This window comes from Thermus thermamylovorans (assembly GCF_004307015.1).
GTDB classification, from domain to species: domain Bacteria; phylum Deinococcota; class Deinococci; order Deinococcales; family Thermaceae; genus Thermus; species Thermus thermamylovorans.
In genome coordinates this window covers 90988-105137 of sequence record NZ_SIJL01000005.1, presented here as the reverse complement: position 1 = coordinate 105137, position 14150 = coordinate 90988, and the positions used below count along the sequence as shown (strand labels likewise).

Genomic DNA, 14150 nt, shown 5'->3' with positions numbered 1-14150 from the left:
ACCCTGCCGCGGGCAGGGTGGGGGCCCCGGTGAGGGGGCGGGTGCGGCCTCCCTGTACGCGGTGTGGCCCGGCGGAAGGGGGGGATCGCCGCATAGCCTTGACGCATAGCGCATACCGCGGTAGCCTAAGGGTAAGCCCGGGCCCAAAAGCCCGGCGGTTTTGTTTTGGGAGGGCGCCATGCGCTTCGAACGAATCGCCCCCTACACCTACCGCATCCCCCGCCAGGGGAAGATGCGGGTGGATGCGGTGTTTTTCGCCTCGGAGGCGATTTTGCAGGACCTCGAGGGGGAAGGCTACGCCTCCTTGCAGCAGCTCATGAACGTGGCCACCCTGCCGGGGATCGTGGAGCCCGCCCTGGCCATGCCCGACATCCACTGGGGCTACGGCTTCCCCATCGGCGGGGTGGCGGCCTTCGACCCCGAGGCGGGGGGGGTGGTGAGCCCGGGAGGGGTGGGTTTTGACGTTAACTGTGGGGTACGCCTCCTCGCCTCCCACCTCACCCTGGAGGACCTCCTTCCCAGGCAGAAGGAACTCGCCGACGCCCTCTTTCGCCTGGTCCCCTCGGGGGTGGGGAGTGAGCGCAAGGACGTGCGCTTCAGCAAAAAGGAGCTCAAGGAGATCCTCAAGGAAGGGGCGGGCTGGCTCACGAGGCGGGGCTTCGGCTACCCGGAGGACCTGCGCTTCATCGAGTCCGAGGGCCGCCTCCCCTGGGCCAACCCCGACAAGGTTTCGGACAGGGCCTTTGAGCGGGGGGCTCCCCAGATCGGCACCCTGGGAAGCGGGAACCACTTCCTCGAGGTGCAGTACGTGGACGAGATCTACGACGGCGAGGTGGCGGAAGCCTTTGGGCTTTTCCCAAACCAGATCACCGTCCTCATCCACACGGGAAGCCGGGGCCTGGGCCACCAGGTCTGCCAGGACTACGTGGAGCGCTTCCTGAAGGCCGCCCCCCGCTACGGGATTGAGCTTGTGGACAAGCAGCTGGCCGCGGCCCCCATAAGGAGCCCCGAGGGGGAGGACTACCTCCAGGCCATGGCCGCCGCCGCCAACTTCGCCTTCGCCAACCGCCAGCTCATCGCCCACTTCGTGCGGGAGGCCTTTGAGGCCGTGGGTTACGCCCCCAAGGACCACGGCCTAAGGGTGCTCTACGACCTGGCCCACAACAACGCCAAGTTCGAGGAGCACGGGGGGAAGAGGGTCCTGGTCCACCGCAAGGGGGCCACCCGGGCCTTCGGCCCCGGCCACCCGGAGGTCCCCGCGGAGTACCGCAGGGTGGGCCAGCCCGTCCTGGTACCTGGGGACATGGGCCGCTACTCCTACGTGCTGGCGGGGACGGAAGGGGCCATGGCCCTTTCCTTTGGCAGTAGCTGCCATGGGGCCGGGCGCAAGATGAGCCGTCACCAGGCCAAGCGGGTGGCCCGGGAGCGCAACCTGGTGAAGGAGCTTGCGGAAAGGGGCATCCTGGTGCGGGCCGCCACCCGGGCCACGGTGGACGAGGAGATGCCCGAGGCCTACAAGGACGTCTCCGTGGTGGTGGAGGCGGTGCAGGGGGCGGGGATCGGGAGGAAGGTGGCCCGCCTGAGACCCCTCATCGTGGTGAAGGGCTAGGGGGCTTAGGGCCGTATCAGGGTGCTCTCACCCCCTTCTGCTTTCATGGGGAGATGAGGCGCCTCGCTTCCCTCCTCGGCCTTTGGGTCCTCTTCTCCCTTGGCCTCGGCCAGAGCCTCTTGCCCGCTGGGGCCTTTGGCCTCAGCTTCCGCGAGGAAGGGGGGGCCTGGGTGTACGAGGGGGCCGGGGTGCGGCTGGTCTATGTGCCCGGGGTGGGCTGGGCCGAGCCCCCAGACCCCTCCCTTCCCCTCCCGGACCGGGAGCGGGTGCCCCTGGAGGCCCTGAAACGCCTGGGATATTTCCAGGTTCCTGAGGCGGGGACACGTTTCGGGGTCCAGGGCCGGGCCTTCCGCCTGGTCCTGGACCTCCCTGCCCTCCACGGGGGCCCCGCCCAGGAGGGAGGGGGGAGGGAGCGCCTCTCCCTCCTCCTCCCCTACCTGGCCCCCGGGGCCCTTCAGGCCTCCTGGCCCCAGGGGGTGCAGGTCCAGACCCGTTTCCTCCCCGAGGGGACGGAACTTCGGCTGGAGGCCCCGGGCCGGCTCCTCCGCTACCGCCTCTTCCCCCTCCAGGACCCCCCCAGGCTGGTCCTGGACCTCTACCCCCTGGCCCCGGAGGTGGAGGAGGCCCTGGCCCCCGGGGTGCGCTACCGGGAGGTCTGGGCCTTCGCCCCCGAGCCCCTGAGGCTCTACCTGGTGGAGGCCGCAGGGGGCCGCCTCCTCCCCGTGGGCAGGCCCGGGGCCAGGGCCCTTCCCCGGGACCTGGCCCCGGGGGCCCTGGCGGTCCTCAACGGGGGGTACTTCGACCCGGCGAGCGGCACCCCCATCGGGCTTTGGGTGCAGGACGGGGTCACCGTCGCCTACCCCTTCGGCCGGGTGGCCCTCCTGTGGGAGGGCTTCCGCTTCTTCCTGGGCTTTCCCCAGTTTGAGGCCGTGGTGCGGGGACCGAGCGGGGAGCGGGTGCGGGTGGGGGTGAACGCCTCCAGGGCCCGCCACACCGCCCACACCGTCCCGGGCCCCGTGGGGCGGGAGGGGGAGGAGGTGGCCCTGGTGCGGGGGGACCGGGTGGAGGCCATCCTCCCCGCCCCCCAGGACCTCCCCCCGGGGGCCTGGGCCCTCACCTTCCCCCGGGGGGCCCCCCCCTTCCCCCTGCGGCCTGGGGACCCCCTGGGCCTCTACGGCCGCCTGGACCCCCCCTTCGCCTACGCCCTGGAGGGGGGGCCCCTCCTGGTGCGGGAGGGCCAGTACGCCTTCGACCCGGCACGGGAGAACTTCCGCGATCCCAGGCCCCTCCAGGCGGTGGCCCCCCAGGCGGCGGTGGCCTGGACCCGGGAAGGGAGGCTCTGGCTCCTCGTCTCCGAGCCCACCACCCCGGGGGTGCTGGCCCGGGCCCTCCTCTCCCTGGGGGCCTGGAACGCCCTCCGCATGGACGGGGGAGGCTCGGCCCAGCTCTGGGTTCGGGGCCAGCTCCGCAACCCCTACCAGGGCCCCCCCAGGCCCGTGGTGAGCGCCCTGGCCCTCTACGCCCCCTAGCGGGTGGCCCTCCCCGGGACCAGCTCCGCCAGGGCCTCCAGGAGGGCCTCCTGGGCCTCTTCCCGCTGGGCGGAAAGCCTTAGCCACTCGGGCAGGCCGAAGCTGGTGGCGTCCCGCACCCGGATGCCCCGCGCCCGCAGGGCCCGGGCCACCTCCGTGGCCCTGCCCACCCGCACCAGGAGGAAGTTGGCCGGGCTTTCCCGCACCTCGAGGCCCAGCCCCCGCAGCCCCCGGGCCAGCTCCCGGCGGAGGCGGTGGAGCTCCCCCCGCGCCCTCTCCAACCAGGCCCGGGCCCCGGGGTCCAGGTGGCCCAGGAGGAGGGCCTCCCCGTAGACGGAGACCGGCCAGGAGGGGGCCAGGTTCTGGAAGCGATCCAGGTCCAGGGGGGCGAGAAGGTAGCCCGCCCGCACCCCGGTGAGGCCGTGGGCCTTGTTGGGGCTATAGAGCCGCCAGGCCCTCGGGGGCAGGGGAAGGGGGGCCTCCAGGAGCTCGTAGTAGGCCAGGTCCAGGACCAAGGCCCCCCCGGCCCGTTCCGCCGCCTCCTGCAAGAAGGGGTAGACCTCCCCCGTGGGGTTGTTGGGCACGCAGAGAAAGGCCAGGGAACTCCGGGGCAGGAGCCTCAGGAACTCCTCGGGGCTTCGGGCCTCCCAGAGGGGCAGGTCCAGGGCCCTGGCCGCCCGGGCGTACTCGCTGAAGGTGGGGGGAAGGAGGAGGAGGGGGCCCCGCAGGTAGCCCCAGCGGGCCAGGCGGTGGATGAGCTCGCTGGTCCCCGTGCCCACGGCCACCTGGGCCTCCGGCACCCCGTGGGCCTCGGCCAGGGCCCGGCGGAGCCCGCGGTACAGGGGGTCGGGGTAGCGGCTGGGGTCGGCCCGGCGCAGGTATTCCAGGATCACCGGGTTGGGCCCCAGGGCGTTGGCGTTGGTGGAGAAGTCGTAAAGGGGTTCGGGGCCCCCATCCGGCCCCCCGTGGATGGGCTTGAGCACGTCGTCGATCACATCCTCCATCCTAAGCCCCCGCGGGGGAAAAACCTTGGCCTGGGCTATGGAGCCCTACCCCCGCCCCGCCAGGGCCGTGAGGACGCCCAGGAGCAGGCCGAGGCCGTACCCCACCCCTCCCGCGGCCCACAGGCCCCGCCGCAGCGCCTCCCCCGTGGGGGAGGGAAAGCGGGGGTTCAGGGCGTAGGCTCCCCGCTTGCGCAGGCGCACCCCGAGCCTCAGGGCCAGGGCGGCCATGGGGTAGCCGGCGTTGGGGGAGGGGGTCTTGCGGGCCTCCCGCAGGAGGCGGGGCCAAAGCCCCACGGGGCAGAGGAGGAGGCCCGTAAGCCTGGCGGGGAGGAGGTTCAGGAGGTCGTCCGCCCGGGCGGCGAAGGCCCCCCGGGCCCCGTGCTCCGGGTAGCCCCACATGGCGTCCGCGGTGTTGGCGTAGCGGTAGAGGGCGGCCCCCGCCAGGCCGAAGAGGGCGTAGTAGAGGAGGGGGGCGAGGAGGCTATCCGAGAGGTTTTCCGCAAGGCTTTCCAGGGCCGCCTCCCGCACCTCCTCGGGGGAGAGGCCCTCCGTGGGGCGGCTCACGATGCGGGAAAGCCGCCTCCGGGCGGCCTCGAGGTCCTCCCCCAGGGCCCTCTCCACCGCGGCCACCTCCTCCAGGAGCATCCGCAGGCTGAAGAGGGGCTTGAGGAGGAGGCCCAAAGCCACCCAGCCCCAGGCCAGGGGCCTGAGGAGGAGGTCCAGGAGGAGGGCGGGCAAGGCGAAGAGGAAGGCCCCCAGGGCCCAGTAGAGGGCCCCGGACCCGAACCCCCGCACCCGGGGCCAGGCCCAGGAGAGGTACCGCCCCATGAGGACCACGGGGTGGAACCGGGCCGGGGGCTCCCCCAGGAGGCCGTCCAGGAGGAGGGCCAGGAGGAGGCTCACGGGCTTGGGGCCACCCGGTCCAGAACCCGCCTCGGCCAGTCCACCACCACCCCGCTTCCCGGGGCCACGAGGCCGTCCTCCCCCAGGGCCCTTAGGGCGGCCCGGATGACGCCGCCGTGGGTGAAGAGGAGGGCCGGGCCTGTGAGGCCTTCCAGGAAGCGCAAGACCCTTCCCTGGAAACCCTCGAGGCTCTCCCCTTCTGGGGGATGGAAGCCTTGGAAGCGGAGGAGGGCTTCCTTGTGCTGGGGTTCAAGCCCTTCCCAAAGGGCACCCTCCAAAACCCCGAAGTGGATTTCCCTCAGGGCTTGGGTGGGTACGGGCTGGAAGCCCGCCAGAAGCGCGGTTTGCAGGGCCCGCTTCAGATCGGAACTGTAGGCGGGTAGAGGGGGGAGGTTGCCCTTGAGGGCCCGGGCCTGGGCCTCCCCCAGGGGGGTGAGGGGGAGGTCCGTCCAGCCCAGAAGCCTCCCCTCCCGGTTCCAGAGGGTCTCCCCGTGGCGCACCAGCCAGAGCTCCATGCCAAGAGCGTATACTCCTTCCCATATGGAGCGCCAGGAGGCTTTGCGGGCGGCCCGGGAGCGGATGGGGAGGCTCACCAAACCCCCCCGTTCCCTGGGCCACCTGGAGGAGGTGGCCCTGAGGCTTGCCGCCCTCCAGGGAAGGGTCCAGCCGGAGCTGGGCCCCGGGGCGGTGGTGGTGGCCGCCGCCGACCACGGGGTGGCGGCGGAGGGGGTCTCCGCCTACCCCCAGGAGGTCACCTATCAGATGGTGCTCAACTTCCTCCGGGGCGGGGCGGCCATCAACCGCTTCGCCGAGGTGGCCGATTGCCGGGTGTACGTCCTGGACGTGGGGGTGAAGGGGGAGCTGCCCCACCACCCCCGGCTCCTCGGGGCCAAAGTACGGGAGGGAACGGGCAACCTGGCCCGGGAGGCGGCCATGACCCTTGAGGAGGCGGAAAGGGCCCTCCAGGCGGGCCGGGAAGCCGCCCGGCGGGCCATCGCGGAAGGGGCCACCCTCTTGGCCGCCGGGGACATGGGCATCGGGAACACCACCGCCGCGGCCGCCCTCACCGCCGCCCTCCTGGGCCTCCCCCCGGAGAGGGTGGTGGGCCGGGGCACGGGGGTGGGGGAGGAGGGCCTAAAGCGCAAGCGGGAGGCGGTGGCGAAGGCCCTCGCCCGCCTGCGCCCGGGGATGGCGCCTTTGGAGGTGGCCGCGGAGGTGGGGGGCTTGGAGCTTTTGGCCATCGCCGGGGTGTACCTGGAGGGGTACCGGGCGGGGCTTCCCCTGGTCCTGGACGGGTTTCCCGTCTCCGCCGGGGCCCTTTTGGCCTGGCGGCTGGAGCCTGGCCTAAAGGAAAACCTCTTCGCCGGCCACCTCTCCCGGGAGCCCGGGCACCGCCCCATCCTGGAGGCCCTGGACCTCCGGCCCCTTCTGGACCTGGACCTGGCCCTGGGGGAGGGGACGGGGGCGGTGCTGGCCATGCCCCTCCTCCGGGCCGCGGCCCGCATCCTGCACATGGCCACCTTCGAGGAGGCAGGGGTTTCCGACCGCCTCTAGTCCATGTGGCGGACCCTGCGCCTGGCCCTGGCCCTCCTCACCGTCTTCCCCTTGGCTCCCAAGGAGGCCCGCCCCGAGGAGTTCCGCCAAACCACCCCCTTCTTCCCCCTGGCGGGCTACGCCCTGGGGCTTCCCCTCGCCCTCCTGGCCATCCTCCCCCTCCCCGAGGGGCTCTTCGCCGCCCTGGCCCTGGCCCTCCTCCTCGGCCTCACGGGCTTCCTGCACCTGGATGGCCTTCTGGACGTCGCCGATGCCCTTCTCGGGGCAAGGCCCAGGGAGGAGCGGCTCCGCCTCCTCAAGGACCCCCACCTGGGGGCCTTCGCCTTCGGGGTAGGGGGGCTCTACCTCCTCCTCCTCTGGCAGGCCCTGGCCCTGGCCCGGGAGCCTCTCTTCCTCCTCCTCCTGCCCGGGTTCGCCCGCTTCGCCATCCTCCTCTTCCTCCACCGCTACCCCCTCCTGGGCCCGGGCATGGCGGGGCTTGTCCGCGGGGGGCCCTGGGCCTGGGGTCTCCTTTTCGCCTGGCCCTTTCCCGCCCTCTACCCCTTGCCCGCCCTCCTGGTCCTCCTCGCGGCCTGGGGGGTGGCCCACCTGGCGGCGCGGAGGCTTGGGGGGCTGAATGGGGACGTGCTGGGGGCCATGATCGCCCTTTCGGAGCTTGCCGGCCTGCTAGGCTATGCCCTATGGAAAGCCCCAGGCGGGTGAAGCCCTACGCCAAGCCGGAAGGGGAAAGGCGGGGCCTCCTTTTGGTCTACACGGGGGACGGGAAGGGGAAGAGCACCGCCGCCTTCGGCCTGGCCCTGAGGGCCCACGGGCGGGGGCTTAGGGTGCGCGTCTTCCAGTTCCTCAAGCACCAGGGGGCCCGCTTCGGGGAGCACCGGGCCTTTGAGGCCTTGGGCATCCCCATCGAGGGCCTGGGGGATGGCTTCACCTGGAAAAGCCGCGACCTCGAGGCCTCCGCCCTCCTGGCCCGGGAGGGGTGGGAACGGGCCAAGGCGGCCCTCCTCTCCGGGGATTGGGATCTGGTGGTCCTGGACGAGGCCACCTACCCCCTGCGCTACGGCTGGATCCCCTTGGAGGAGTTTTTGGAAGCCTTGGGAAGCCGCCCCCGGCACGTGCACGTGGTGGTCACGGGCCGGGGGGCTCCGGAGGCGCTTTTGGCCCTGGCGGACACCGTCACCGAGATGCGCAAGGTGAAGCACGCCTTCGACCAGGGGGTGCCCGCCCAGCGGGGGATCGAGCACTGAGGCCCCCCTTGCCCATGGCGGGGAGAGGGGGGTTACAGCGCGGAGTGGGCCCTCCAGGTATCCTGGGGCCATGCGCTACCCCGTGACCCCCGACGGGCGCTACTTCGTGGCCCAGGGGAGGCTTTGGCGGTGCACGGACCCCAGGCTCTCCCCGGAGGAGCGGGCCTTTTGGGTGCGGGAGCTCATGCGGGCCCGCCGGGCGGTGCGGGAGGCCCGGCGCCGGGGGGACGGGGAGGCCCTGCGGGCGGCCCGGGAGGCGGTGGACCGGGCCAAGCGGGCCCTGGGGGAGCGGGGGACGCCCTGGTGGGGCGAGGGCCCGGACTGGACGGGCCGGCGGGTGGAGGCCACCCCCTACCGGGACTGGTGGCGTAGCCTGGGAGGGGATGAAGCTCCCTAGGCTCCTCCTCGCCGCCCCCCACTCGGGGGCGGGGAAGACCACGGTGGCCCTGGCCCTCCTCCTGGCCCTGAGGGAGCGGGGCCTTAAGGTGCAGCCCTTCAAAGTGGGGCCGGACTACCTGGACCCCACCCACCTGGAGGCTGCGGCGGGGAGGAGGCCCTACAACCTGGACGGCTTCTTCCTGGAGGAGACGGGCCTCCTCGCCCTCTTCGGGCACGGAGCCCGGGGAGCGGACCTGGCCCTCCTCGAGGGGGTCATGGGCCTCTTCGACGGGAAGGACCCCCAGGGCCGGGTGGGCTCCACCGCCCAGGTGGCCAGGCTCCTAAAGGCCCCCGTGGTCCTGGTGGTGGACGCCTCCGCCATGGCGGGCTCCATCGCCCCCTTGGCCAAGGGGTTCAGGGAATACGACCCGAGGGTCCAGGTGGTGGGGGTTTTCGCCAACCGGGTGGGCTCCGAGGGGCACGCGGCCCTCCTGCGGGAGGCCCTGGCCCCCCTGGGCCTGCCCCTTCTGGGCTGGCTCCCCCAGGACCCGGCCCTGGGGATGCCGGAGAGGCACCTGGGCCTGGTCCTGGCGGGGGAGGTGCGCCCGCCCCTCTTGGCCCTCCGGCGCGCCTTGCGGGTGGACCTGGAGGCCCTCCTCCGCCTGGCCCAGGCTGCCCCGCCCCTCCCCGGGGTTCCCCCCTTCCTGCCGGAAAGGCGCCCGCCCCGGGTCCGGGTGGCCTACGCCTGGGATGCGGCCTTCCGCTTCTACTACCCGGAGGCCCTGGAGCTTCTGGAGGCCCTGGGGGCGGAGCTCCTGCCCTTCAGCCCCCTGGAGGACGAGACCCTGCCCCAGGCCCAGGCCCTCCTCCTGGGGGGCGGGTACCCGGAGCTCCACGCGGAGAGGCTGGCGGAAAACCGGGCCCTGAGGGAGGCCATCCGCCGCTTTCCCGGGCCCATGGTGGCGGAGTGCGGGGGCTACATGTACCTGGCCCAGGGGCTTTGGGTGGGGGAGAGGTTTTACCCCATGGTGGGCCGGGTTCCCGGGGAGGCGCGGATGGCGGAGAGGCCCGTTCTGGGCTACCGGGAGGTGGCGGCCCTCGGGGATAGCCCCGTGGCCCGGAAGGGGGAGGTCTACCGGGGCCACGAGTTCCACTACGCCCGGCTTCCCCCCTCCCCGCGCCCCGCCTGGCGGCGGGTGGGGGGAGAGGAGGTGGAGGGGTACGCGGACGGCCGGGTCCTGGCCAGCTTCGTCCACCTCTACCTGCCCGCAAGGCCGAAAGGGGCCAGGAGACTTCTTGCCTGGGCGGGTGGCCCTCGAGGTCCCCGGGGCGGTTAGGCCCTTTAGGAGCGCCTACACCCCTTCCTGGAGGAGGGGAAGGAGTTCTGGCCGCACCAGCTCGGGGGGCGGGGCCTTGCCTTCTCTCAGCAGGGACCGCACCTTGGTCATGCTGATGGAGGTCCGCCTTCCCCGGTGGTGGTCGGGGCAGGTCTTTTCCGAAGCCATTCCGCCGCAGAGGGGGCAGTGGAAGACAGCCCCTACCTTCACGATCTCGATCCCCAGGGGGGGAAGCTGGTCAAAGATGCGGTGGGCGGCGTAAGGGTCGTAGAACTCCCCCACGCCCGCATGGTCGCGGCCCACCAAGAAGTGGGTGGCCCCGAAGTTCTTGCGCACCAGGGCGTGGAAGACCGCCTCCTTGGGCCCGGCGTAGCGCATAGGGGTAGCGAGGCCGAAGAGGGCTACCCGGTCCCGGGGCAGGAATCCCTCAACGAGGGCCTGGTAAGCCTTCACGATAATTTCCGTGGGGAAGTCGTCCTCCTTTTTGGCCCCCAGGATGGGGTGGACCAGGACCCCATCGGCTAGCTCCAGGCCTAGCCGGATCAGGTACTCGTGGGCCCGGTGAGGGGCGTTGCGGGTCTGGAAGGCCACTACCCGCCGCCACCCCATTTTCCGGGAAAAGGTCCGCACCTCCTCCGGGGTCTTTTCCAGGGCCCCTCGAGGCCTCCACCTCAGGACCTCTACCCTGCCCCCTACGGCATAGGCCCCCTTGGCGTAGAGCCTCCTGACCCCGGGGTGTGCATCGCTTTCCGTGCCAAAGACCCTGCGGGCTAGGCCCCTTAGGTCCAGCTCGTAGGCGTCTTCCACCTGGAGGACGGCCACCGCGTTTCCTCCGTGCACCAAGACCACCCGGTCCTCCTTGCCCACCCGGGGCTTCTCCCGGAGCTGGAGGAGGATGGGAATGGTCCAGACTTCCCCTGAAGGAAGCCGCATCTCATAGGCTACGGATAAGGTTTCCTCCTGAGTCAAAAAGCCCTGCAGGGGGTGGAAGGCTCCCGTGGCCAGGTTCTCCAGGTCTAGCCTCTCGTCCTCACCGATGGGGATCTGGGGTAGGGTTTCCCTCATGGCGACACCTCCTCGATGGCTAAAGCCCGTGCGCTCCCCACCTCGGCAAAAACCTCCGCCACCTTCCCAATGACCCAAACCGCGGGGGAGGCCACCTTCACCTTCCCCTCCGCTACCTCCCGCAGGTCAGCCTTTAACCGGCGCTCCTTGGGGGAGGTGGCCCTTTCCACAAACACGCTGGGTTCTTCGGGGCTCCTCCCAAGCCGCATGAGCTCCTGAGCGATCCAAGCCCGCCTTTTCACCCCCATGAGGACCACCAGGGTGGGCACCTGGGCAAAGGGGCGGAGGTCCGGGTAGGCCCCGCCTGCCAGGACACCGGGGACCACGGCGAAACCCGAACTCAGGCCTCGGTGGGTGAGGGGAAGCCCCGTGGCCAAGACGCTGCTCACCCCCGGGACTACCTCGACCCCTATCCCGTGGGCGGCCAGGAAGAGGGCCTCCTCGCCCCCTCTTCCAAAGACCAAGGGGTCCCCGCCCTTAAGCCGGACCACGAAGGGGTAGGCCTGGGCATAGCGGAGCAGCAGGCGGTGGATGGCCTCCTGCACCCCGCTTTCCCCTTCTTCCTTGCCCACGTCCACCCACTTCCCCCTTATCAGGGAGAGGATCCTTTCATCCACCAGCCGATCGTGGAGGACCACGGGGGCTCCCCTCAGGAGCCGATGGGCCTTAAGGGTGAGGAGCTCGGGGTCCCCGGGGCCGGCGCCTACCAGATAGACCTTAGCCATACGCTCCCTCCGCGGTAGGCCAGCTGGCTCCCCACCAGCAGAAGCCAGAGGAGGAGGGCCACCCTGAGGGGTTTTGGGGGGAGCCAGGCGGAGAGGAAAGCGCCCAGAGAGGCCCCCAGTAGGCCGCCCAGAACTAGGGGAAGGAGGAGTTCTGAGTGCACGTGGCCGAAGCCCAGGTGTATCCCGCCGCCCAGGAGGGCCAGGAGCTGGCCGAAGAGGAGGATCGTGCCCACCACCTGTCGGGGGGGAAGCCGGGTGGTGTGAAGGAGGAGGAGGTTGCCCAAGGACCCGGTCCCCCCGGAGGAGAAGCCCGTGATAAGGCCGATCCCCAAGGCCGCGGGCGGGAGAAGGTGTAGGCGCTCCCGCACCTTCCGCCCGCGAAGGCTTCCCAGAAGCCCCAGGCCCGCGGAGAGGGCCACGGTGAGCCCCACCAGGAGAAGGACCAGGTCCCGCGCCTCCCGGAAGGCGGCCAGGGCCAAGGCCCCCAGCAGGGCTCCAGGCCCGCCCCCCAGGAGGAGCAGCCCGAGGGCCCGCCGGTCCACCCCTCCCCGGAGGAGGTAGACCCCCGAGGCGGGCACCTTGATGAGGGCTCCGAAGAGGAGGGCGGTGCCCACGGCCACTTCGGGGGGCAGGCCCAGGAGGAGGATGAGGAGGGGAGCGGTGAGGGTGCCCTGGCCCACCCCTGTGACCCCGATGGCCAAGGCGATGAGGAAGCCCAGGAGAAAGGCCATCTACCCCTCCTTAGCGTGCAGGTGGATGCCGCACTCCAGCTTGCCCTTGCCCGCCCAGCGGCCGGAGCGGGCATCCTGGGGATCCAACGGCTTGGCCGTACAGGGAGCGCAGCCGATGGAGAGGTAACCCTGGTCGTAAAGGGGTAGGTGGGGCAGATCGGCCACGGCCAGGTAGGCGAAGACCTCCTTCAGGGTCCAGTCGTAAAGGGGGCTCACCTTTTGCAGCCGGTGGCCGCTTTGCAGGATAGCCTCCTCCACGGGCTTTAGGTGGGCCCGGGTAGGGGATTGCTCCCGCCGGAGACCGGTAAACCAGGCGTCGTAGCCCTCCAGGGCCTGGAAGAGGGGCTCTACCTTGCGGATCTGGCAGCAGCGGGTGGGGTCAGTCTCGTAGAGCTTCCCGTAAAGGCGTTCTTGCTCTTCCTTGGAAAGGCTTGGGGTTAAGTTTATGACGTAGAAACCCAACCGCTCCTTAAGCGCATCCCGGTAAGCGTAGACCTCGGGGAAGTGGTAGCCGGTGTCCAGGAAGAGGACAGGGATATCCGGCCTTTCCCTTAGGAGAAGGTGGAGAACCACCACGTCCTCTGCCTGAAAGCTGCAGGTGAAGCAGGGACGGGTGCAGGTGACCAGCGCCTCCCGTATGATGGTTTTTGCTCCTTCTACCTTGTCCATACGCAAACCTCCCTCAGGGCTTCCTCCGCCTCCGCCTGGGCCCTACGGAGGCCTCCTATGGGGTCTAGGTCCAGCTGGTGGAGGGCCAGGTCCACGATGCGATACCAAAGCCGCCTGCGCTCTTCAAAGTCGGGGATTGCCGCGAGCGTGGGCCTTAGGGTGCGCAGGTAGGCCACGAGCTCCTTGTATTCCGGGCCCAAGAGCTTCTGCAGGCGCTCCTTAAGCCGTACCGCCAAGGCGGGGGCGGCGCCGGAGGTGGAAAGGGCCAGCACCAGTTCTCCTCGGCGCACCACAGCGGGAAGGATGGCGGTGGCGTTTTCCGGGTCGTCCACGGCTACCAAAAACACCCTTCGTCTCTCCGCCTCCACCTTGACCTGAGGGTGGATGGCCTTGTCCCTGGGGTGGCTCACCACCAGGTAAAAGCCCTCTAGATCCCCTTCCCGGTAACCCCGGGGAATCCAGCGGATCCTGCCCTCCTCGGCGAGGCCAGCCAGGTTCCAGCGGTCCGCGTCCCTTGCTTCGGCTAGGACCGTTACCTTGGCCTGGGCCTCGAGGAGGCTTGTGAGCTTCGCCCCCGTTTCCGGCCCCCCAGCGATGAGGAGAACGGGTCTATCCCTTAGGTCCAGCATCAGGGGAAAGTAGGTCATGCCGCCCCTCGTATTGAGCGCAAAAACCCCTGAAGCGTGCTTCCCAAGCGTTCCTTTTCATCCACGTAAAAGGGTCTTACCCCCCATTCCCTCAGGGCGTCGGCGGTAACCCGGCCCACGGCCAAGGCCCTCACCTCACCGTTTAAAGTCTGCCTTAGCGCCCCCGGGTCCTCCGCCTCCTCCAAGAGGAACTCCACCTGGATGGCGGCCACAAAGGCCACCGCATCCACCTGGTGGGAGAGGATAGCCTTTTCCAAGAGGCGGATTCCCTGGATATCGGGCAGGTGGCGGTAGGGCATGAGGGAGAGGACCCGGTAGCCCCTTTTCTCCAAGACCTGCTCCAGAGCAGGTAAGGGCTTGCCGTAAAGCTGCAGGGCCGCTACCCCTGGCCCTTGGGGCAGGAGGGGGAGGAGGCTTGGCGTGGTTCCGTCCCCTACCCCATGAGGGGGAAGCCCTAGGTCCCTGAGCGCCCGAGCGGCCTTGGCCCCCCGGGCCAGGCGTAGGGCTTTTTCCAGGCTTCCCTTTAAGTCCAGTCCTAGAATCCGCCCTCCTTCCATCAGTTCTCTTACCCCAACCCCTGTGGTGGCCACGAAGAGGTCCACCCCCCCTTTCAGCTGCCGGAGGTGGTCCTGGTACTCGGGGACGGGCACCCTCTCCGTGGCCTGTACGGGGAAGAGAAGGGGGGTGAGGCCCAGCTTTTCCGCTAGGGCTTTGAACTCTTCCTTCCTCCTAAGCCCGGCATAGGCGATGCGCAT

The 14150-nt window shown here is 70.5% G+C and carries 16 protein-coding genes; 7 read left to right on the top strand and 9 right to left on the bottom strand.

Going from position 1 to position 14150, the window contains the following annotated elements; genetic code table 11:
• Positions 1–178: 178 nt before the first annotated feature.
• Positions 179–1609: an RNA ligase RtcB gene (gene rtcB, locus ETP66_RS05340; protein ID WP_130841317.1), complete on the top strand. Its 1431-nt coding sequence runs from the start codon at positions 179–181 to the stop codon at positions 1607–1609.
• Between the two features lie 53 nt (positions 1610–1662).
• Entirely contained in the window at positions 1663–3138 is a 1476-nt protein-coding gene (locus tag ETP66_RS05335; RefSeq protein WP_130841315.1) for a phosphodiester glycosidase family protein, read from the top strand.
• Here the strand turns inward: ETP66_RS05335 and ETP66_RS05330 are convergent.
• The 3 genes from ETP66_RS05330 to ETP66_RS05320 are packed head-to-tail and all read right to left on the bottom strand — an operon-like array spanning position 3135 to position 5560.
• Entirely contained in the window at positions 3135–4142 is a 1008-nt protein-coding gene (locus ETP66_RS05330) for a pyridoxal phosphate-dependent aminotransferase (RefSeq protein ID WP_130841314.1), read from the bottom strand. The genes ETP66_RS05335 and ETP66_RS05330 overlap by 4 nt on opposite strands.
• 45 nt (positions 4143–4187) lie before the next feature.
• On the bottom strand, positions 4188–5045 hold the full coding sequence (cbiB, locus tag ETP66_RS05325) for an adenosylcobinamide-phosphate synthase CbiB (protein WP_130841312.1): 858 nt from the start codon (positions 5043–5045) through the stop codon (positions 4188–4190).
• Positions 5042–5560: a histidine phosphatase family protein gene (locus tag ETP66_RS05320; protein WP_130841310.1), complete on the bottom strand. Its 519-nt coding sequence runs from the start codon at positions 5558–5560 to the stop codon at positions 5042–5044. Before ETP66_RS05320 ends, cbiB begins: the two co-directional genes overlap by 4 nt.
• Before the next feature lie 25 nt (positions 5561–5585).
• Between ETP66_RS05320 and cobT the strand changes: the two genes are divergently transcribed.
• From cobT to ETP66_RS05295, 5 genes are all read left to right on the top strand, one after another.
• Positions 5586–6599 carry a nicotinate-nucleotide--dimethylbenzimidazole phosphoribosyltransferase gene (gene cobT / locus ETP66_RS05315; RefSeq protein ID WP_130841309.1) on the top strand — a complete coding sequence of 338 codons (1014 nt, stop codon included), beginning with the start codon at positions 5586–5588 and terminating at the stop codon, positions 6597–6599.
• Between the two features lie 3 nt (positions 6600–6602).
• Positions 6603–7301, top strand: coding sequence for an adenosylcobinamide-GDP ribazoletransferase (locus tag ETP66_RS05310; protein WP_130841307.1), 699 nt, complete (start codon positions 6603–6605; stop codon positions 7299–7301).
• Positions 7280–7843 (top strand): cob(I)yrinic acid a,c-diamide adenosyltransferase, encoded by a 564-nt coding sequence (cobO, locus tag ETP66_RS05305; protein ID WP_130841305.1) that lies wholly within the window; start codon positions 7280–7282, stop codon positions 7841–7843. The genes ETP66_RS05310 and cobO overlap by 22 nt, the downstream gene beginning before the upstream one ends.
• 70 nt (positions 7844–7913) lie before the next feature.
• A complete protein-coding gene (locus ETP66_RS05300; protein ID WP_130841303.1) occupies positions 7914–8240 on the top strand; it encodes a hypothetical protein in 327 nt (108 codons plus the stop codon).
• A complete protein-coding gene (locus ETP66_RS05295; RefSeq protein ID WP_130841301.1) occupies positions 8227–9558 on the top strand; it encodes a cobyrinic acid a,c-diamide synthase CobB in 1332 nt (443 codons plus the stop codon). Before ETP66_RS05300 ends, ETP66_RS05295 begins: the two co-directional genes overlap by 14 nt.
• A 15-nt stretch (positions 9559–9573) precedes the next feature.
• Here ETP66_RS05295 and sat read toward each other — a convergent pair whose 3' ends face one another.
• Genes sat through ETP66_RS05265 form a run of 6 tightly spaced genes read right to left on the bottom strand, consistent with a single transcriptional unit; the run spans position 9574 to position 14150 of the window.
• Positions 9574–10623 carry a sulfate adenylyltransferase gene (sat, locus tag ETP66_RS05290; RefSeq protein ID WP_130841300.1) on the bottom strand — a complete coding sequence of 350 codons (1050 nt, stop codon included), beginning with the start codon at positions 10621–10623 and terminating at the stop codon, positions 9574–9576.
• Complete coding sequence (gene cobA, locus ETP66_RS05285; protein WP_130841298.1) at positions 10620–11348, bottom strand: uroporphyrinogen-III C-methyltransferase; 729 nt, start codon at positions 11346–11348, stop codon at positions 10620–10622. Before cobA ends, sat begins: the two co-directional genes overlap by 4 nt.
• Positions 11327–12079, bottom strand: a complete 753-nt coding sequence (locus tag ETP66_RS05280; RefSeq protein ID WP_130841296.1) for a TSUP family transporter — start codon at positions 12077–12079, stop codon at positions 11327–11329. Before ETP66_RS05280 ends, cobA begins: the two co-directional genes overlap by 22 nt.
• Positions 12080–12748, bottom strand: coding sequence for a phosphoadenylyl-sulfate reductase (locus tag ETP66_RS05275; RefSeq protein WP_130841294.1), 669 nt, complete (start codon positions 12746–12748; stop codon positions 12080–12082). It lies immediately after the preceding gene.
• Positions 12736–13395 carry a precorrin-2 dehydrogenase/sirohydrochlorin ferrochelatase family protein gene (locus ETP66_RS05270; RefSeq protein WP_130841292.1) on the bottom strand — a complete coding sequence of 220 codons (660 nt, stop codon included), beginning with the start codon at positions 13393–13395 and terminating at the stop codon, positions 12736–12738. The genes ETP66_RS05275 and ETP66_RS05270 overlap by 13 nt, the downstream gene beginning before the upstream one ends.
• Positions 13392–14150 carry a uroporphyrinogen-III synthase gene (locus tag ETP66_RS05265; protein WP_130841290.1) on the bottom strand — a complete coding sequence of 253 codons (759 nt, stop codon included), beginning with the start codon at positions 14148–14150 and terminating at the stop codon, positions 13392–13394. Before ETP66_RS05265 ends, ETP66_RS05270 begins: the two co-directional genes overlap by 4 nt.

Excerpts from the sequence above, each read along its gene's own strand:
- ETP66_RS05335 (WP_130841315.1), top strand. The coding sequence starts at position 1,663 with ATGAGGCGCCTCGCTTCCCTCCTCGGCCTTTGGGTCCTCTTCTCCCTT.
- ETP66_RS05280 (WP_130841296.1), bottom strand. The coding sequence starts at position 12,079 with ATGGCCTTTCTCCTGGGCTTCCTCATCGCCTTGGCCATCGGGGTCACA.
- ETP66_RS05330 (WP_130841314.1), bottom strand. The coding sequence starts at position 4,142 with ATGGAGGATGTGATCGACGACGTGCTCAAGCCCATCCACGGGGGGCCG.
- rtcB (WP_130841317.1), top strand. The coding sequence starts at position 179 with ATGCGCTTCGAACGAATCGCCCCCTACACCTACCGCATCCCCCGCCAG.
- cobA (WP_130841298.1), bottom strand. The coding sequence starts at position 11,348 with ATGGCTAAGGTCTATCTGGTAGGCGCCGGCCCCGGGGACCCCGAGCTC.
- ETP66_RS05265 (WP_130841290.1), bottom strand. The coding sequence starts at position 14,150 with ATGCGCATCGCCTATGCCGGGCTTAGGAGGAAGGAAGAGTTCAAAGCC.
- ETP66_RS05320 (WP_130841310.1), bottom strand. The coding sequence starts at position 5,560 with ATGGAGCTCTGGCTGGTGCGCCACGGGGAGACCCTCTGGAACCGGGAG.
- ETP66_RS05300 (WP_130841303.1), top strand. The coding sequence starts at position 7,914 with ATGCGCTACCCCGTGACCCCCGACGGGCGCTACTTCGTGGCCCAGGGG.
- ETP66_RS05275 (WP_130841294.1), bottom strand. The coding sequence starts at position 12,748 with ATGGACAAGGTAGAAGGAGCAAAAACCATCATACGGGAGGCGCTGGTC.
- ETP66_RS05270 (WP_130841292.1), bottom strand. The coding sequence starts at position 13,395 with ATGACCTACTTTCCCCTGATGCTGGACCTAAGGGATAGACCCGTTCTC.
- ETP66_RS05310 (WP_130841307.1), top strand. The coding sequence starts at position 6,603 with ATGTGGCGGACCCTGCGCCTGGCCCTGGCCCTCCTCACCGTCTTCCCC.
- sat (WP_130841300.1), bottom strand. The coding sequence starts at position 10,623 with ATGAGGGAAACCCTACCCCAGATCCCCATCGGTGAGGACGAGAGGCTA.
- cobO (WP_130841305.1), top strand. The coding sequence starts at position 7,280 with ATGGAAAGCCCCAGGCGGGTGAAGCCCTACGCCAAGCCGGAAGGGGAA.
- ETP66_RS05295 (WP_130841301.1), top strand. The coding sequence starts at position 8,227 with ATGAAGCTCCCTAGGCTCCTCCTCGCCGCCCCCCACTCGGGGGCGGGG.
- cobT (WP_130841309.1), top strand. The coding sequence starts at position 5,586 with ATGGAGCGCCAGGAGGCTTTGCGGGCGGCCCGGGAGCGGATGGGGAGG.